Raw genomic sequence first — 18,157 nt, forward strand, 5'->3', positions numbered from 1 at the left:
TGAGAAAGCGTGTCTGGTCACCCCACCCATACTTCGTGCAAGCCACAAGCTGCGGTGTACGATCCATGGCCGTCACGCTAAGCGCAGCCAAGCAGTCGAGGCTCTCCTCGAACGGGCTGCCGCCCGCCCTCTCGATGGACACGGCAACCCTCCCCGACCTATTCCGCCTCGATCTTTGCGTCCTTCACCAACTTGCTCCAGTTTTGATAGCTGGCGCGCACCACCGCAGTGAATTCTTCGGGCGTGCTGCTCCAGATCTCGACATACTGGTCTTTCAGCTGCTTCTGCACGTCCGGCGACGCCAGCGCCTCCCGCAACGCGGCGTTCAAGCGATCCATGACCGGCGGGGGTATGCCCGCCGGCCCCACCACTCCCCACCATAGCTCGCCGCCCGCTGCCGAATAGCCGCCGACGCCGGCCTCGTCCATGGTCGGCACGTCAGGCAGAAACGGCGAGCGCTTCGGACTGGTGACGGCCAACGGACGCAGATTTCCGGCCTGGATACGCGACATCGCGGTGTTGAAGGTGTCGAACATGAAAGTGGTGTTGCCCGCCAGCAGGTCCGTCAAGGCAGGCGCGCTGCCGCGATAGGGGATGTGCGTCATGGCCGCGCCAGTCAGCGCGCGCAACAGTTCGCCGGAAAGATGGTTGGACGAGCCGTAGCCGGCCGAACCGAAGGTGACATTGGCGCCGGGCTGCCGCGCCTGCGTGACCAGATCGGCCACCGAGGCAACCGGCGCCTGGGCGCTGACCAGCAGCACATTGGTGTAGCGCCCCAGCAAGCCGATGTTGGAAAAGGAATCAACGGGGTCGTACTTGGCCGACTTGGCGACGTTCGGCACGATGGTCTGGGTGCCTACGCTGCCAATCCCGATGACGTAGCCGTCAGGCCTGGCGCGCGCGATGTAGTCCGCCCCCAAGGCTCCCCCCGCGCCCGTGCGGTTCTCGACGACGACAGGCTGCCCCAGGATATCGCCCATTTTCTTGGCGACGGGCCGGGAAACGATGTCCATCGGACCGCCTGCGGAGAAAGGCACGATCCAGGTGAGCGGCCGTTCCGGCCATTGCGCGCGCGCCGCGCCCGCCGCGCCGAACAACATGAGCGGCAGCAGCATCATTAGTTTTTTCTTGTGCATGATTACCCCCTCTATATGAATTTCTCGCGCGCCAAGCGCGCTTCGGCGCTCTGCCCGCATACCAGCGCCTGGTCCACGTCCATATAGGTGCTGACGAAGTTCAGGGCATGGGCGTGGGCATTAACGCTTTCCTTGCTCATCTTGATCACGTGCGACGGCGACTTCGCCACCTGGCGAGCCAGCGCGGTGGCGCGTTCCAGCGTCGTGCCCGCTGGCGCCAGCCAATCCGCCAAGCCCCATTCCAGCGCCGTGGCAGCGGGCATGCGCTCACCCAGCATCATGATCTGCTTGGCGCGCGACGCGCCCACCATGTTTACAAGCCGCGGCACGGTATGCCATACCAGCGGAATGCCGATCTGGACTTCCGGCACAAAGAGAAAGGCGTTGTCCGCCATGACGCGCCAATCGCACGCCAGGGTCAGCGCAATGCCGCCGCCCACATTGAAGCCTTCGATAGCAGCAATGGTGAGCTGCGGCAGGCTCTCCCACGCCTTGCACATGCGGGCGCCGGTCGCGGCCAGGTAGCGGCGCTCGTCCAGCGACTTCTCCTCGATCGCCCAACGCTGCGGGTCCTTCAGATCCACGCCCGCCGAAAATCCCTGCGCGCTTCCCGCCAGCACAATGGCCGTTATGTCGACGCGCGACTGGTAGCGATGCGCCACGTCGATGAGCGCATCCATGGCCTGCAGCGACAGCGCATTGCGGCGCTCGCCGCGGTCGTAGGTGACCACCGCCAGGCGGTCCGATTCTTCTATCTTGATCATTGTGGTTCCCCGGGTTGTAGTGCTTGTGCCTGACGCACCGCGCCGGCCGCTTGCGCGGCGCGGATCTGCGCATCGCTGAAGCCGAAGCGCTGCATGATTTCCTCGCTGTGTTCGCCGATACCTGGCGGCGGCAGGCGCAATGCGCCAGGCGTTCGTTCCAGCTTGATCGGGATGCCCGTGACGCGGTACTTACCCAGGGCAGCGGACATCTGCCGGGTGGCGGTATGCTCCAACGCCAGCGCCTGCTCCACGCTCAACATGGGCGCGCAAGGCACGCCCAGGTCCATCAATTGATGGAATAGCTCCTGGCTGTCGAAACCGGCCAGCCGCTCGGACAAGGCATCGCGCAACGCGTCCCGGTTGATCACGCGGTCGCTGTTGCGGCGAAAGCGCTCGTCGGCCGCCAGCTCCGGTCTGCCTATCACTTCGCACAAGCGTGCAAACTGCCGGTCGTTGCCGACGGCCACGAACAGTTTTCCCCCGCGCGTCGGATACAGGTCATAGGGCACGATATTGGGATGTCCATTTCCTGTGCGCGCCGACCTGCCGCCGTTGAGCGCATTGGAGGTATGCGGATGCAACATGCCGAGCGCGGTGTCGAACAGCGTCACCTCCATCGACTGCCCCAGCCCGGATTTTTCCCGCTCGTACAGGGCCAGCAACACCCCGATGACCGCATTCATGCCGGTGGAGGTATCTACCAGCGGGATGCCGATACGCACGGGATCCAGGGCCGGATCGCCATTGATCGACATCAGGCCCGACATAGCCTGCACCGCGGCGTCGTAGCCCGGCAGGCCGCCCAGCTCTCCCGCTTCCCCAAATCCGGATATCCGGCAATGAATCAACCTGGGAAAACGGCGCGCCAGGGACGCCGGATCGTCTATGCCCCACTTGCGCCAGGTGCTGAGCTTGAAGTTCTCCACCAACACATCCACCTGCTCCAGCAACTTGAACAGGACGTCGCGGCCGGCCGGGCTGGACAGATCCACGGCCAGGTCCTGCTTGTTGCGGTTCAGGCCCACATAGTAAGGCGCGTCGCCATCGACGAACGGCGGTCCATAGCCCCGCGTGTCATCGCCGTCGTACGACTCCAGCTTGATGACGTCGGCGCCATGATCGCCCAGCATCTGCGCGGCAAAGGGGCCGGCCAGCACGCGCGACACATCCAGGACCACGACCCCGTCCAGGGCCGACTTGCCGATTGTGCAAGACATATTGTTCTGAACCTCGCGCTTCATTCGTTGCTCGCGCCGGAAGCCTTGACGATGGGCGCCCAGCGCTCGACTTCCGCTTTCATGAACGTGCCAAACGATCCGGGCGTGCCCGGCTGGAGGATGACGCCCAGACCTTTCATGCGCTCCTGGAAGTCCGCCCGGGCCAACACCTTCTGCAACGCCTGGTCCAGCACGCGTATGACTTCCGGCGGCGTATGCGCAGGGGCAATCAATCCGTACCAGGACGACACGTCGAAGTCCGGAAAGCCGGATTCGGCCATGGTGGGCAACTGGGGAGCCGAGGCGATGCGCTCCTTGGTCGTCACCGCCAACGCACGCATGCGGTCCGTCGAGACGAAGGGCCACACGGTCGGCACGTTGTCGAACATGTAGGAAACCTGCCCGGCCATGACTGCCACGCCCGCCGGGGCGCTGCCGCGGTACGGCACATGGGTGACTTCGATACCGGCGGCGCGCTTGAACATCTCGCCCGCGATATGGATCGAAGTGCCGTTGCCCGAGGAGCCGAACGTCAGCGTATCGGGATGGGCTTTCGCGTAAGCCACCAGCTCCTGCACGCTGTGCACCGGCAGCTTCGGATTCACCACCAGCACGCTCGGGATTTTTCCTACCAGCCCCACTGGCTCGAAATCCGTTACGAGATTGAAGCCGGGCTTGTCGTAAAGCGTCTGGTTGATGGCGCTGGTGACGGCCACCATCAGCAGCGTATAGCCGTCCGGCTTGGCGCGGGCGACCTGCGCGGCGGCGATATTGCTGCCGGCCCCCGGCTTGTTCTCCACCACAACCGTCTGCTTCAGCTCCGCGCCGATCTCCGACGCAATCGTCCGCGCCATGGCATCGGTGGGGCCGCCCGCGGCGAAACCCACTTGCAGCGTGATCGCGCGATCCGGATAGGCCGCCCGGGCCTGGCTCATGAATCCGCACACACCCAATGCCATGGCCAGACTGCTGACCACCACCGGCCGCCGCAGCAAACGGCTCCAGGACTTCTGCATCGTTGTCTCCTTGGTTTGATTTGGTGGAATCGGATAGTACGTAAAATGCACAACTTCTATATAGAATGTGTACACATACAGCACACATAGACGTAGCCAGAAATATGCAAACAGACTCCACCACCTCCGGCCCCCGTAGCTTGCTCAAGGGTTTGAACGTGCTCAGCCTGTTGCGGACCGTCGCGCCCGCCGGGCTCGGGGCGACCGAAGTCGCGACCCGCACGGGCCTGGACCGGGTCAATGTGCAACGTCTGTTTCTGGCGCTGGAGGCCAGCGGCTGGGTGCGTCGGAACAAAGCCGGCAAACGCTTCTTCGCGGGCGAGGATGCCGACCGGCTCCAGGCAAGACAGTGGACTCCGCCCGACGTCAGCCAGGACCTCATCGTTGCGGCTGTCGAAGGAATGCGCAGGCTGGCCCGCCAGCTGGGCGATGCGGTATTCCTTATCGGCCGGGATGGCACCGACTCCGTCGGCATACACCGCGAGATAGGCGACTACCCGATGCAGATCCTCGCCAGCCATGCCGGCAAGCGGCACCCACTGGGTGTCGGGTCAGCGGGGATGGCGTTGCTGGCCGCTCTGCCGGATGCCGAAGCCCGCAGGGTGGTGAAGGCCAATTCGTCACGGCTCGAGGAATACGGCGGCATAAGCGCCGAAATGATCGACCGCCTGCGCATCAATACGCGCCAGCGCGGCTACTCGGTCATGCAGAATTACGCGGTCAGCGGCGCCCTGGGGGTGGGCTGCGCGCTGACCCGCGCCGACGGCGCGCCGGTACTGGCCATGAGCGTAAGCGCCATCACGGATCGCATGCCCATCGCGCGCCAGGCCGAAACTGCGCGTCTGCTGCGGCGCGAACTCGACAGCCTGAAGGGCTTTCTGGACGGAAATTGAGGCGTAGCTGGCCCCGCTACTGCACTGGCGACAGGTTCGCCTCCTTGGCGGCCGCGGCATACATCGGAATCTCCCTGGCCATGGTGTCGGCCAGGACTTGCGGCGCGCTGCCTACGGGATCGATGCCCAGCTCCAGCAAGCGGTCGGCCACGGCGGGCTCTCTCACGGCGGCGGATACGGTGTTCTGCAACTTGTCGATGACGGCCTGCGGCGTGCCCGCCGGCGCGTACAGGGACGACCAGAACGACATTGCGAAATCCGGTGCGCCGGACTCCGCGACGGTGGGCACGTCGGGCAACAAGGTAAAACGCTTCGCCCCCGTGACGGCCAGCGCTTTCAACCGGCCGCTGCGGATCTGGGGCAGCACGGCCGCGGTGTCGATCAGCGCAAAGTCGATCTCATTGGCCAACAAGGCCGCAACCACGGCGGAATTCCCTTTGTAGTTGACCACCTCCGCCTCCAGGCCGACGCGCTTGGCGAAGAGTCCGGTGGCGAGCTGGAAGGAGTTGGCGCCCGAGCCTGCGAACAGCGGCTTGCCGCTATTCTTGCCCTGAGCAACCAGATCGGCCACCGAGCGCGCCGAGCTTTCAGCCTTGACGGTCAGGATCATGGGAATGTCCCCGACAAGGGAGATCGGCGCGAAATCGGCGACCGGGTCGTAGTCCAGGTTGTTGTAGATGGCCGGATTGACGGTCATGCCGCTGCTCGGTCCCACCAGCAAGGTGTAGCCGTCGGCCTCGGCCCGCTTGACGGCGCCGATGGCAATGGCGCCGCTGGCGCCCGGCCGGTTCTCCACGATGAAGGGCTGGCCCAGCCGGCGCTGCAACTGCTCGGCCATCAGGCGGGCCAGGATATCGTTGCCGCCGCCAGGCGCGAAGCCCACGATCATGCGCACGGGCCGCGCCGGATACTCTTGCGCCGCGACACTGAAAGCCGACAACGCGAGCACTGCACCTGCCCACAAAGATAGAAACCGTTTCATGCCACGCTCCATACGTTGAACTCAGTGCGCCGTTACTGGGGAATGCACGGATGGCCCATTCTCCCCTGCCTCGCTACATTGGGCACGACCCAACGTGCCAGCCGATGCCGCTGGCAGCGACAGCACGCAACGGACCCCGGAGCCGAAATGGCGCCTGAATGGCACAACTGGAGCACCCACGATCACGGCCAGCACGCCCTGGCGTTCTGGCAGGATGCGGTCTGCGCCGGTGTGCTCGACTCCGAATTCCGCGCCGAACCCGACGCCGGATTCGCAGGCACCATGTCCAGCCAGAACCGCGCGGGAGTCCGGCTCGTGAACTTCGCGAGTTCCCCGCACATGATCCGGCGTTCCCAGCGGCAAGTCAGCCGTCTCAATGGCGATCACATCATGCTCAGCCTGCAATTGCAGGGCAGCGCCTTGATGTCCCAGGGCGACGAGCAGTTGTGCCTGCGGCCCGGAGAATTCGGGCTGCTCGACACCGGATCCGCGTTCGACATCACGTTTCCGGAAACGACCTCGCGCCGGCTGGTCCTGCTGCCGCGCCACGCCTTGAGCGCGCGCGCCCCGGGCATGCGGCGGCTGCGCGCGCCGGCCAGCCTGCCGGCCGACATGCCGTTCGCGCCCGTGCTCACCGAAGCCATGCGCCTGCTGACCGATACGACGGTCAAACTGCAGGACCGCACCGTCGACACGCTGCTGGATGCCGTCATCGAGATCGTCTCGTTGCATTGCGCATCCCTGGCGGACGCCGCGGCGCCCCCGTCCACCGAACTGAGCTTCGTCGGCGTGAAGCGCCACATCGATACGGCGATCGCCAACCCGGACCTGTCGCCCGCGATGGTGGCCGCAGCCTGCCGCATATCGGTCCGCACCCTGCACCGCCTGTTCGCGCGGCATGCCGCCTCGTCGTTCGAAGCCTACGTGGTGCAGGCCCGCCTGACGCTCGCGCATGAGCTGCTGGCGGCTGGCAAGACCCGCACGGTCAGCGAGGCGGCCTTCGCCTGCGGCTTCAATAATCTCTCCCACTTCACGCGGCGCTTCTCCGAGCGATACGGCGAGTTGCCCGTAAATCTGCTCAAGCAGGGGCAGACCCGCGGCTGACTGACGCCGTGGGCGGCGTCCGCTGACGCGCTGGGCACAGCCCCGCGCAGCGCCTGGCGGCAGAATGAGCTTCATCCCGGCCCTGGCCGGCAAGCTTACGTCGCACCATGCCCAAGACCATCACCATTCACCGCCCCGATGCGGTCCGCGCCGCCGCCGAGAGCTGCGTGCATTTCGGCTTCTGCACCGCGGTCTGTCCTACCTACGTGCTCGATGGCGAAGAGCTGGATTCACCGCGCGGCCGGATCGCCCTGGCGCGCGAGATGCTGGACAGCGGCGCTGCGCCCAGCCCGGCCGCCGTGCGCCACCTGGACCGCTGCCTGTCGTGCCTCTCGTGCGAAACCACTTGCGCGGCCGGCGTCTCGTATCACGCCATCATCGACGGCGCGCGCGAGCATATCGAGAAGAGCAAGGTCCGCCCGCTGACGCAGCGCCTGCTGCGCTCGGCGCTGGCCCGGGTACTGACGACCCCCACGCTGCTGCGCCCCGCCGCGGCCGCGGGCCGGTTGCTGCGCGGCGCCGCCGGCCGCCTGGGCGGGCCGTTGGGCGCGTTGGCCTCCCTATCCAGCGCCCCCGCACTCGCGGCGTTTGCGCCGCGCGCCGAAGCCGCTCCACAGCCGCCCGCCAACCCCACGCGCCGCGTGGCGCTGCTGGACGGCTGCGCCCAGTCGGTGCTCGGCGCCGAGATCAACGCCTCGGCCAAGCGCCTGCTCATACGCGCCGGCATCGCCGTCGTCGACGTGCCCGGCGTGCAATGCTGTGGCGCGCTCGAACTGCACATGGGACGGCGCGAGGCCGCCACCCGGCACATGGAACAAGCCGTCCGCAGCTGGTCGGCCGTGCTGCAGGCCGGGCATATCGACGCCATCATCAGCACCACCTCGGGCTGCGGTTCCGTTATCAAACGCTATGAGGAACTGCTTTCCGACCGCCCCGAACTGTCGGCGCAGGCGCGCCTCGTGGTCGAGGCCACCCAGGACATCTCGCAGATCGCCGCCGGCCTGCCGTTGACATCCACCGGCTCGGCGTCAGGCCTGGCCGTTTCCTATCACGACTCCTGTTCACTCAAGCATGGCCTGAAGATCGAACGGCCGCCGCGCCGCGCGCTGGGCAAGCTGGACATGGAGGTGCGCGATATCGCGGAATCGCATCTGTGCTGCGGCTCGGCCGGGACCTACAACATCCTGGAGCCGGCCATCTCGGACCGCCTGGGACAACGCAAGGCGGCCCACGCCTCGGCCGGCCGGCCTGACGTGATCGCCGCCGGCAACATGGGATGCCTGGTGCAGATCTCGCGCTTCACGCCCGTGCCAGTGGCGCACACGGTGCAGCTGCTGGACTGGGCCACCGGCGGCCCGCCCCCCCGCGGTCTCGAAAACTACCGGCCCAAGCCGCCGCAGGCGGCGGCCGACGCTCCAACGCCGGCGGCCACGCCGGTTCCGACAACCGCCGGCAGCGGCGATCTTCTGTGGTGAAAGACGTATGCCTTCCAATGACCCTATCGTAGATTTCGCCCATGCGGCGGCAGCCGAGCTTGGCGCGGACGCCATCGCGCTGGGTGACGACGTCCTCGGACGCTACGGCGAACATACCCTGCCCTGCGCCGATGTGCGCCCCGGCGCGGTCGCCTATCCGGACTCGACCGAGGCAGTGCAGACGCTGGTGCGCCTGGCCAACCGCTTCCGCGTTCAGCTCTATCCCATCAGCAATGGCCAGAACATCGGCCTGGGCACCCGCTCGCCCATCCGCCCTGGCCAGGTGGTGGTGGACCTGGGGCGGCGCATGAACCGCATCCTGGAAGTGAACGAGACGCTGGGCTATTGCGTGCTCGAGCCCGGCGTGAGCTTTCGCGCCATGCACGACGAGCTGCAGCGCCGGGAAAGCAAGCTGATGATCTCGCCGACCGCAGGCCCGTCGCAGGGCAGCATCCTCGCGAACGCGCTGGACAAGGGCGGCGGCAGCGGCGCCTACGCCGATCATTTCGGCATGAGTTGCGGCATGGAGATCGTGCTCGGCAATGGCGACGTGATCCGCACCGGCGACGGCAGCCTGGCCGGGTCCTCGCATCCCAACTGGCACGTTTCCAAATACAGCTTCGGCCCTACGCTGGACGGCCTGTTCTCCCAATCCAACTTCGGCATCGTCACCCGCGTAGGCATGTGGCTCATGCCCCGGCCGCCGCATATCGAACCCTTCTTTTTCACCTTCCCCGACGACGAAGATCTGGGGGAGATCGTCGAACGCATCCGTCCGCTGAAGCTCAGCAATTTCGTGCCGACGCTGATCCGCGCCACCAATGACCTGTATCTGCTGTCCTCGGCCGCCACCAACCCGGAATACGCGGCCAGCGGCGGCAAACGCTCGATGTCCGACGAGGGACGCGCCGCGCTGCGCAGGCAGTATGACCTGGGATCCTGGACGGTATCAGGCGCCGTGTACGGCGCCAGCCGTGCCGCCGTGCAACCCCACATCGACCGCATCGCCCAGCACTTCCTGGCCTCGGGCAAGGGACGCCAGATTCCCATGGAGGAAGCCGAGGACATCGGCCCCCTGCACATCGCCATCAACTCCAACACCGGCGTGCCGACCGACAGCGAATTGAAGATGCTGGGCTGGCGCCCGGGCGGCGGCGCGATCTGGCTGTCGGCGGGCTCCCCCGTCGCCGGCGACATCGTCAACGCCCTGCAAACACAGGCGCGCCGCATTTGCCACGAGCACGGGCTGGAATACCTGCTGTCGAACGTTTGCGGCGCCCGATTCGCCCGCGCCATCCACGCGATCATCTACAACCGGGAAGACGCCGACGAAGCCGCGCGCGCCGACGCCTGCTACCGGGCGCTGGCCAGGCTGTTCGCCGATCGCGGCATTTTCGTGGGACGCGCGCCGACCATGTATCACGAGTTCCACCAGGCCCAGCGCATGCCGGAGTTGGTGCGTGCTTGCGCATCGATCAAGGCCGCCCTGGACCCGAATGGCGTGATCGCGCCAGGGAAGTACGGGATCGAATGAGGAGGGGCGTGTCCGGGGCGGCTGCGCTCCGGACGCCCGTGAGCCGCCGGCCGCGCGGGCTTGGGCGGCGGCTATCTGTAAGACGTTGAATTTTCGTGGGATGTTGGCGCGGCAGGAGGGGCTCGAACCCCCGACCCTGGGGACACAGATCCGCACCAGGAGTACGCACTTCATACCCTTCCGAGACAACTCACTCAACAATACTCAAAACTTCACAGAACTTTATATTTCTTATTTGAACGATCTATACAGTGAAAGGGTAATTGGGCAGTACCACTTGAAAATCGGAATTGAGGGCGACTTTCACGCCGCTTCTAGGGCATTCATTCCGACGGACAAACTCTGCTCCTCCTCACCCTCCCTATCTCAACGCATGAACACCAACAGCAAAAAAACCATTAAGGCACAGTTTCACCTGCAACGGCTCTTGCCGGCGGTGCTCAGTCTAATGCTCGCAGGCATGGCCGACTCAGCACTGGCAGATACCAGTGGAACGCAGGGCGGTATTAGTGTTCACTACGGCATAGGTAAGCAATACAAGCGCTACACACTGAACTATGAAGCAGCGTCGGTCTGGACTACCAAGTTCAGTGGGAACTGGGGGCGCCTGGATTTAACGCCCGAAATCGGCGTTTCCTACTGGACAGCCGATGGCTCTCGCTCGCCCAGTCAAGCCTGGCAATTTAGCGCGATCCCCATGTTCCGCTGGTGGACTACCGAACGCTTCTACATCGAAGCGGGCATTGGGGTCACAGCGCTTACTCGCACTCGGTTTGCAGACAAGAACATCGGATCTGCCTTCCAGTTTGGTGATCATATCGGTGCGGGTTTTCTACTCACGCGCCATGACCGCATTGGTCTGCGTCTTTCACACTTTTCCAATGCCGGCATCAAGCGACCGAACCCTGGTCTGGACACCTTGCAATTGACATATACGTATCAGTTTTGATCACAACGAAGATCCCAAACCGTGACCACGATGCGTATGATTTCGCCGCGCATGCGAACCCGGCGACGACGCACGAACACTACGACAGACGGGTGGTGAAGAAGGCCATCGCGCCAGAGTAAAGTTCCAACGCAGGCATTTTTATTCTGATAATTGCCTTATTAACGGCTTTTGGCATTACACAATAGCTTGATTTACTTAGCTATTCTGGCGCGGCAGGAGGGGCTCGAACCCCCGACCTCAGGCTTAGAAGGCCCGTGCTCTATCCAGCTGAGCTACTGCCGCGCGGTGTGGTGATGGCCCGGAAAGGATCCGGGCGCCGCATTTTACCTTGTTGCGGGCGGCTTGGGCGGCCGGCCCGCAACACAGGCCTATAAACCCTACTCTTCGCCTATGTCCGCATGGGTCGACACCCACAGCACCAGGGCGTCGTCCGGACTCAGGCTGATCACGCGATGGCCCATGCGGCTGTCTATGTAGAAGCTTTCCCCAGCCTTCAGGCGGGCGGGCTCGTAGAACTCGGTGTAGAGCTCGACCTCGCCTTCCAGCACATAGACGAATTCCTCGCCGCGGTGGCGGCTCCAGTCGTGGAATTCGTCGAAGGAGCGGGCCTTGACGCGGGTGTGGAAGGGCATCATGCGCTTATGCGACAGCGCGGTGCACAGCAGGCGGTGGTCGTAGTACGGGGTTTCGTACTGGCGCCCTTCTCCCTGGCGGCTGAGGCTGCGGCGGCCGGTGCCCATGTGGGCGTCGGACGCGGTGAAGAGCTCGGCCACGTCCAGCTCCAGGCCCGCCGCGATCTTGATCAGGTTGTCATAGGTGGGAGACAGCAGGCTGTTTTCGATCTTGGACAACGTGGACGCGGACACGCCGGTGGCCGCGGCCGCCTGCTTCAAGGTCCACGCCCGCGCCTGGCGCAAGGCTCGCAGCCGCTGTGCCAACACGCTTTGTTTGTTGCCTTCCATCTATGCACCCTGTCATGCCCGCGACCGCCGCTCCCGCCACCAGTCGCGCGCCTGGTAAGACCAATAAGTAAGTTGCACCGCTGCCGTGCCGAGACCGCCGCCGTTCCAGGCCAGCCCGAACGGCGCGTACAGCTTGTAGCGCTGGGTGTCGCCCGCGATCCCTTCGGCGACGACCCGGCCGCCGATCGACGCGGTGTTCATGCCGTGTCCGCCGAACGCCGTGCAGTACCAGACATCCGGCGAGAGCTGACCGATCTGCGGCATCAGATGCCGCGCGTAGGCCATGCGTCCCGACCACGCCGTTTCCACGCGCAGTCCCTGCAATTGGGGATAGACGGAGAGGAGTTCGCGGCGCAGCGACTCCGCCAGATCGGGCGGGTCGTCGACACGGGTGGTGATTCTACTGCCCCAGCCGATGCGCCCGCCATCGAGCACGCGGTAATAGTTGCCGGCGCGCCGGTCGTCGCCGATGGCGGCGGTGGTGCGTATGGCTTCCTGCACCCGGTCGCCCAGCGGCTCGGTCAGCATGATGTAGGTGGCGATGGGCAGCATCGCGCGGCGCAGCGCAGGCACCACGTCCTCGGTGTAGCCGCCGGTGGCCAGTACCACGGTGCGGGCGTCGATCTGGCCGCGCTCCGTTTTCAGGCGCTTGACCGCGCCGTCCAGCGACGCCTGCACAACAGGCGAGTCTTCGTGGATGCGCACACCCAGGCGCGCGCATTCGCGGGCCAGCGCGCGGGCGTAGTTCAGCGGGTGGAAGTGGAAGGACGTGGGGTCCTCCACGCCCTGGAAGTAAACGTCGGACAGCAGGCGTTCGCGGACCTGGCCGCGGCTCAGCAGACGCACGTCGCGGCCGAAGTCACGTTGCTGGCTGTCGCACCACTGCCGCAGGGCGTCGGTCGCCTCGTAGCGCACCACGCGCAGCCGGCCGTCGACCTTGCGGGCTTCGGTGATGTCCAGGTCGCGGATGTTGTTGCGGATGATCTCCACGCCTTCCATCGACAGGCGGTAGAGCTTGCGGTAGTGGTCTTCGTCGACGTGCTTTCTGATGGCGTCGGCCCCGGCGGAGTATGCCGGCGAGACGGAGCCGCCGTTGCGACCGGACGCGCCCCAGGCGATGCGCCGCCCCTCCAGCAAGATGACGTCGCGGCCGCGGCGGGCCAGTTCCAACGCGGCGGACAAGCCCGCCATTCCAGCCCCGACCACGCAGACGTCGGTGCTGGCCGCGCCGGACAGCGGCACATAACGGGTGTCGCCGTCGGCCAGCGTGCGCTTGTAGTAGGTGTCGATGTACTCGGAAGCCATGGTGGTCGGCATCAGTTCAGGCCCGCGCCTTGCAAGCCGCCGGTCAAGCGCTTTTCCAGCCAGTTGGCCAGTCGCAGCAGCGGGTAGCAATAGATGAAGTAAATGGCGGCGATCATGCCGTAGATGAATAGCGACTTGGCCGGAAAGGTGATGATGAAGACCTCGCCCTGCCGCGTCAGCTCGGTGATGCCCACCACGGACAGGATGGCCGTGCTTTTGATCAGCATGACGTAGACGCCGCTCATGGGCTGCACGATCAGGCGCATGGCCTGCGGCAGGATGACCAGGCGCAGGATCTGGAACGGCCGCAGACCCAGCGTCATCGCGCCTTCGGTCTGGCCGCGCGGCACGGCCTGGATCGCGCCCATGACGATTTCGGCGACATAGCAGGACGTGTAGACCGACAGCGACACGAAGGCGGCGGTGCCGGAATCCCAATGCAGCATCTCGATGCCGGAGCTGGGCAGCACGAAATAGAAGATATAGAGCTGCACCAGGAACGGCGTGCCGCGCAGGATATGGATGTACAGGCCCAGCAGCTGGTGCACGCCGCGGATGCGGTAGCTGCGGATCACGCCGATCACGAAGCCCAGCAGGGACCCCGCGATGATGGCCACGAAGGAGATCTTCAAGGTCTCCCAGAAGCCCTTCAGCAGGAACGGCAGCACCACGCCGGCAGTGGAAATATAGGAATCCAGCATGCTTACCTCGCGTTCCAGGCGGGACCCGCCAGCCAGATGCTCACGCCGCGCGACAGCAGCAGCATGCAGGCATAGATCAGCAGATAGCCGGCCGCGATGGTCAGGAAGCTTTCGTTGGGCACGATGCGGTCGCTGTTCATCTGCACGCCGGCCGCGACCAGTTCGAATACCGTGATCAGCGACAGCAGCGAGGTGTCCTTGATCAGCACGGCGGTCTGGCCCAAGAGCGGCGGCAAGGTATTGGCGAAGGCTTGCGGCAGCACCACGTAGCGCAGCCGCTGGCGGTAGTTCATGCCGCAGGCCTTGGCGCCTTCGATCTGGCCGCGCGGCACGGATTCGATGCCCACGCGGATGATTTCGCTCATGTAGGCCGCATGGTGCAGCGTCATGGCGAGGATGCCCAGCAACATCTCGCTCCAGCCCTTGGCGCCCGGCACCAGCATGGGCACCGCGTAGTAGACCAGGTAGATCTGCACCAGCAAGGGCGTGGAACGGATGAATTGCACATAGGCCGCCACCGGCCGCCAGACGGCGGCGCGGGGCGACATATGGGCAAGCGCCAACGGGATGCCGGCCAGCACCGACAGCACCAGGCTTGCGCCCGCCGCGATCAGGGTGTTGGCCAGGCCGGTGGCGAACTGGCCGGTGTACTGGCTGACGATGCGCCAGTTATAGAAGTCGAGCAGCCAGTCCATGGGCTCAGTGGTCTTTCTTCCAGTCGGTGGAGTACCAGTACTTCACCTGTTCTGGCAGCGTGTTGTCGGCCGTCTTCAGCGTCTGCCAGTTGTCCAGCCAGAACTTCAGGCGGAAGGCGTTGGGACCGACGGCGAAGGCCAGCGGTTCGCGCACCATGATGCCGTCCAGCACGCGCAGGTTGCCGAAGTCGACCAGGAACTGGTTGGCCGTGGACAGCGACATGATGCCGGCGTCCAGGCGGCCGCTGGACAGGGCCTGCCCGACCGGCGCGCTGCCGCCGGAGAATTCCTTCATGGTGGCCTTGGGCAGCATCTTCTTGCCCACTTCCGCATAGGTGCTGGCGCCCAGCACGCCCACGGTCACGCCGTCCTTGTTGAGTTCCTCGTACGACTTGTAGGGTGAATCCTTGGGCACCACGGCCACGGTGTCGGCGTAGAACATGGGAGTGGAGAACAGCACCTGCGCGGCGCGCTGCGGGGTCGGCGTCATGTCGGCGGCGACCATGTCGGCCTTGCCGGACAAGAGCGCCGGGATCAGGCCCTTCCACTCGTAATCCTGCAGCACCAGCTTCACGCCCAGGTCGTCGGCCATGCGCTTGGCCACTTCCACGGCCAGGCCGGTGCGCTTGCCGCTCTTGTCCATGAAGCTCATCAGCGGCCCCGAGGTCTGCACCGCGACGCGCAGCTCGCCGCGCTTGAGGATGTCGGCCAGTTCGTCGGCCTGCGCGGGCAAGGCGACGGTGGCGGCCGCCAGGGCGATGCCGGCCACGCCCAGCCATTGTTTGATTTTCAGCATTTCCTACCCCTTGTGGTGAATGGACTCACGTCATTCCGGGCAAAGCACAGTGCGCCGGCAGCGCCCGGATCAGCCGGACCGGCCCTGGTTACCGCCGGGCGCCGCACATGCGGACGACCCGTTGCTTCCTTGCTGCTAGGAACTACAGAATCTTTTCCAGGAAGGCGCGGGTGCGCGCTTCCCTGGGGTGGCCGAACACCTCGTCCGGCGTGCCCATTTCCACGATGCGGCCGGCGTCCATGAAGAGTGCGCGGTCGCCCACATCGCGCGCAAAGCCCATCTCATGGGTCACCACCGCCATGGTCATGCCGTCGCGCGCCAATGCGCGCATCAGTTCGAGTATGCCGCCCACGGTTTCGGGGTCGAGCGCCGACGTGGCCTCGTCGAACAGCATCAGTTTGGGGTCCATGGCCAGTGCGCGCGCGATCGCCACACGCTGCTGCTGGCCGCCGGAGAGCTGGCTGGGATAGCGCGCGCCGTATTCGCCCATGCCGACGCGGCCCAGCAATTCGCGGGCATAGCGTTCCGCGTCGGCGCGGGAGCGCCCGCGCACCACCCGCTGGGGTAGCGCGACATTGTCCAGCGCAGTACGGTGTTGGAACAGGTTGAAGTGCTGGAACACCATGCCGACTTCGGTGCGCCAGCGGTTGACATCGGTGGCCGGGTCGGTGAGCGACACGCCGTCCACGCGGATGGCGCCGCTGTCGATGCTCTCCAGGCCGTTGAGCGTGCGCAGCAAGGTGCTCTTGCCGGATCCGGACGGACCGACCACCACCATGACCTCGCCGCGGCCGAGCTCGCAGTCGATGCCGTCCAACGCCAGATGCGGGGCCTGCCCGTCGCGTTGATAGGTCTTGGTGACTGCCTGGACTACCAGCAGAGGTTCCGCCACGGATCCACCTTCGTATGAGTGCTGCCTTGGTTAAAAAGGTTTCGCAATTCACGCTGGAGTTTCGTATAGTAAATTTTTTTCCAGAATCGCCACTTAGGCATAACCCTTAAGCGAAGACAGGTTCTTCGCAGGCAACCCAAGGAACCGGCATGGACACTCCCCAAGACATCCTGCGCGCGCTCGGGCTGAACCCGGAATCGCTCGCGGGCGGCACGCTGCGCGCGCGCAGCCCGATAGACGGCGCCGAACTGGCTCAGGTGCATGAGCACACGGTGGCCCAGGCCCATTCCGCCATCACCCGCGCGCGCCAGGCCAGCCTGGCGTGGCGCGACGTGCCGGCGCCGCGCCGTGGCGAGTTGCTGCGCCTGTTCGGCGAAACGCTGCGCCAGCACAAGCGCGAACTGGGTCGCCTGGTCAGCCTGGAAGCCGGCAAGATCGTCGCCGAAGGCGAAGGCGAAGTGCAGGAAATGATCGACATCTGCGACTTCGCCGTGGGCCTGTCGCGCCAGCTCTACGGTTTGACCATCGCTTCCGAGCGTCCCGGCCACCGCATGATGGAAACCTGGCACCCGCTGGGCGTGGTCGGCGTGATCAGCGCGTTCAACTTCCCGGTGGCCGTGTGGTCCTGGAACGCCGCGCTGGCGTTGGTCTGCGGCAATGCCGTGGTCTGGAAGCCGTCGGAAAAAACCCCGCTGACCGCGCTGGCCTGCCAGGCGCTCTTCGCCCAGGCCGCACAGCGCTTCGGCGACGCGCCCGCCGGCCTGTCCGAAGTGTTGATCGGCGGCCGCGACATCGGCGAGGCGCTGGTGGATTCGCACGCCGTGGCCCTGGTGTCGGCCACCGGCTCGACCCGCATGGGCCGCCAGGTCGGCCCGCGCGTGGCGCAGCGCTTCGGCCGCGTGCTGCTGGAGCTGGGCGGCAACAACGCCATCATCGTCGGCCCCACGGCCGATCTGGACATGGCCGCGCGCGGCATCGTGTTCGGCGCCATCGGCACGGCCGGCCAGCGTTGCACCACCACGCGCCGCCTGATCGTGCACGAGAGCGTGGCCGACGACCTGGTGCAGCGCCTGCACAAGGCCTATGCCAGCGCCACCATCGGCAACCCGCTGGACAGCGCCACGCTGGTCGGTCCGCTGATCGACCGCGTGTCCTATGACGCCATGCAGGCGGCGCTGACGGCGGCGCGCGAACAAGGCGGCAAGGTCACGGGCGGTGAACGCGTGCTGGCCGAGCAGTATCCCGATGCCTGGTACGTGCGCCCCGCCATCGCTGAAATGCCGGGCCAGACCGACGTGGTCTGCCACGAGACCTTCGCGCCCATCCTCTACGTGATGCGCTACGCCGACTTCAATCAGGCGCTGGCCTTGCAGAATGGCGTGCCGCAAGGCCTGTCGTCGGCCATCTTCACCAATGACCTGCGCGAAGCCGAGACCTTCCTGTCGGCGGCGGGCTCGGACTGCGGCATTGCCAACGTCAACATCGGCACCTCCGGCGCCGAGATCGGCGGCGCCTTCGGCGGTGAAAAGGAAACCGGCGGCGGCCGCGAATCGGGCTCGGACGCCTGGCGCAACTACATGCGCCGCGCCACCAACACGATCAACTATTCGCGCCAGCTGCCGTTGGCCCAGGGCATCAAGTTCGGCGAATAAGCCCGCACGCCACGCTGTCCACGCAAGCCCCCGCCCTGCGCGGGGGCTTACGCTTTCTACATACGATTAGCCTGCCTTACA

17 protein-coding genes and 1 tRNA gene are annotated in these 18,157 nt (G+C 65.6%); 6 read left to right on the plus strand and 12 right to left on the minus strand.

Annotated elements, in window-relative coordinates; all coding sequences use genetic code 11:
- Positions 1-158: 158 nt before the first annotated feature.
- The 4 genes from N5C88_RS08725 to N5C88_RS08740 are packed head-to-tail and all read right to left on the minus strand — an operon-like array spanning position 159 to position 4,076.
- Positions 159-1,136 carry a tripartite tricarboxylate transporter substrate binding protein gene (locus tag N5C88_RS08725; RefSeq protein ID WP_280015168.1) on the minus strand — a complete coding sequence of 326 codons (978 nt, stop codon included), beginning with the start codon at positions 1,134-1,136 and terminating at the stop codon, positions 159-161.
- Between the two features lie 11 nt (positions 1,137-1,147).
- On the minus strand, positions 1,148-1,900 hold the full coding sequence (locus N5C88_RS08730; RefSeq protein ID WP_280015169.1) for an enoyl-CoA hydratase/isomerase family protein: 753 nt from the start codon (positions 1,898-1,900) through the stop codon (positions 1,148-1,150).
- The gene (locus tag N5C88_RS08735; RefSeq protein WP_280015170.1) at positions 1,897-3,117 is read right to left on the minus strand and encodes a CoA transferase; all 1,221 of its coding nucleotides are present in this window, start codon (positions 3,115-3,117) and stop codon (positions 1,897-1,899) included. Before N5C88_RS08735 ends, N5C88_RS08730 begins: the two co-directional genes overlap by 4 nt.
- Before the next feature lie 20 nt (positions 3,118-3,137).
- Positions 3,138-4,076 carry a tripartite tricarboxylate transporter substrate binding protein gene (locus tag N5C88_RS08740; RefSeq protein ID WP_280015222.1) on the minus strand — a complete coding sequence of 313 codons (939 nt, stop codon included), beginning with the start codon at positions 4,074-4,076 and terminating at the stop codon, positions 3,138-3,140.
- A 161-nt stretch (positions 4,077-4,237) separates the two neighbouring features.
- Between N5C88_RS08740 and N5C88_RS08745 the strand changes: the two genes are divergently transcribed.
- Positions 4,238-5,026, plus strand: a complete 789-nt coding sequence (locus N5C88_RS08745; protein ID WP_280015171.1) for an IclR family transcriptional regulator — start codon at positions 4,238-4,240, stop codon at positions 5,024-5,026.
- Between the two features lie 16 nt (positions 5,027-5,042).
- Here N5C88_RS08745 and N5C88_RS08750 read toward each other — a convergent pair whose 3' ends face one another.
- Entirely contained in the window at positions 5,043-6,008 is a 966-nt protein-coding gene (locus N5C88_RS08750; protein WP_059371836.1) for a tripartite tricarboxylate transporter substrate binding protein, read from the minus strand.
- A 147-nt stretch (positions 6,009-6,155) separates the two neighbouring features.
- Here N5C88_RS08750 and N5C88_RS08755 point away from each other — a divergent pair, with 147 nt between their 5' ends.
- The 4 genes from N5C88_RS08755 (at position 6,156) to N5C88_RS08770 (ending at position 11,070) form a co-directional block, all read left to right on the plus strand.
- Positions 6,156-7,112 carry a helix-turn-helix domain-containing protein gene (locus N5C88_RS08755; protein WP_280015172.1) on the plus strand — a complete coding sequence of 319 codons (957 nt, stop codon included), beginning with the start codon at positions 6,156-6,158 and terminating at the stop codon, positions 7,110-7,112.
- Positions 7,113-7,219: 107 nt separating this feature from the next.
- Positions 7,220-8,587: a glycolate oxidase subunit GlcF gene (gene glcF / locus N5C88_RS08760; RefSeq protein WP_280015173.1), complete on the plus strand. Its 1,368-nt coding sequence runs from the start codon at positions 7,220-7,222 to the stop codon at positions 8,585-8,587.
- Between the two features lie 7 nt (positions 8,588-8,594).
- A complete protein-coding gene (locus N5C88_RS08765) occupies positions 8,595-10,121 on the plus strand; it encodes an FAD-binding oxidoreductase (protein ID WP_280015174.1) in 1,527 nt (508 codons plus the stop codon).
- Between the two features lie 373 nt (positions 10,122-10,494).
- Positions 10,495-11,070: an acyloxyacyl hydrolase gene (locus N5C88_RS08770; protein ID WP_251881358.1), complete on the plus strand. Its 576-nt coding sequence runs from the start codon at positions 10,495-10,497 to the stop codon at positions 11,068-11,070.
- Between the two features lie 208 nt (positions 11,071-11,278).
- Here the strand turns inward: N5C88_RS08770 and N5C88_RS08775 are convergent.
- From N5C88_RS08775 to N5C88_RS08805, 7 genes are all read right to left on the minus strand, one after another.
- Positions 11,279-11,355 (minus strand) — tRNA-Arg (locus N5C88_RS08775).
- Positions 11,356-11,450: 95 nt separating this feature from the next.
- The gene (locus tag N5C88_RS08780; RefSeq protein ID WP_042794587.1) at positions 11,451-12,035 is read right to left on the minus strand and encodes an XRE family transcriptional regulator; all 585 of its coding nucleotides are present in this window, start codon (positions 12,033-12,035) and stop codon (positions 11,451-11,453) included.
- Positions 12,036-12,047: 12 nt separating this feature from the next.
- A complete protein-coding gene (locus N5C88_RS08785) occupies positions 12,048-13,340 on the minus strand; it encodes an FAD-binding oxidoreductase (protein ID WP_280015223.1) in 1,293 nt (430 codons plus the stop codon).
- Between the two features lie 11 nt (positions 13,341-13,351).
- Positions 13,352-14,041 carry an amino acid ABC transporter permease gene (locus tag N5C88_RS08790; RefSeq protein ID WP_059371832.1) on the minus strand — a complete coding sequence of 230 codons (690 nt, stop codon included), beginning with the start codon at positions 14,039-14,041 and terminating at the stop codon, positions 13,352-13,354.
- 2 nt (positions 14,042-14,043) lie between these two features.
- On the minus strand, positions 14,044-14,736 hold the full coding sequence (locus N5C88_RS08795; protein WP_059371831.1) for an amino acid ABC transporter permease: 693 nt from the start codon (positions 14,734-14,736) through the stop codon (positions 14,044-14,046).
- Positions 14,737-14,740: 4 nt separating this feature from the next.
- Positions 14,741-15,532, minus strand: a complete 792-nt coding sequence (locus N5C88_RS08800) for an ABC transporter substrate-binding protein (RefSeq protein WP_059371830.1) — start codon at positions 15,530-15,532, stop codon at positions 14,741-14,743.
- Between the two features lie 142 nt (positions 15,533-15,674).
- Positions 15,675-16,424 carry an amino acid ABC transporter ATP-binding protein gene (locus N5C88_RS08805; RefSeq protein ID WP_059371829.1) on the minus strand — a complete coding sequence of 250 codons (750 nt, stop codon included), beginning with the start codon at positions 16,422-16,424 and terminating at the stop codon, positions 15,675-15,677.
- Between the two features lie 149 nt (positions 16,425-16,573).
- Here N5C88_RS08805 and N5C88_RS08810 point away from each other — a divergent pair, with 149 nt between their 5' ends.
- Complete coding sequence (locus N5C88_RS08810) at positions 16,574-18,076, plus strand: aldehyde dehydrogenase family protein (RefSeq protein ID WP_059371828.1); 1,503 nt, start codon at positions 16,574-16,576, stop codon at positions 18,074-18,076.
- The last annotated feature ends 81 nt before the right edge of the window (positions 18,077-18,157 follow it).

The organism is Achromobacter sp. GD03932, assembly GCF_029839485.1.
Lineage (GTDB): Bacteria > Pseudomonadota > Gammaproteobacteria > Burkholderiales > Burkholderiaceae_B > Achromobacter > Achromobacter bronchisepticus_A.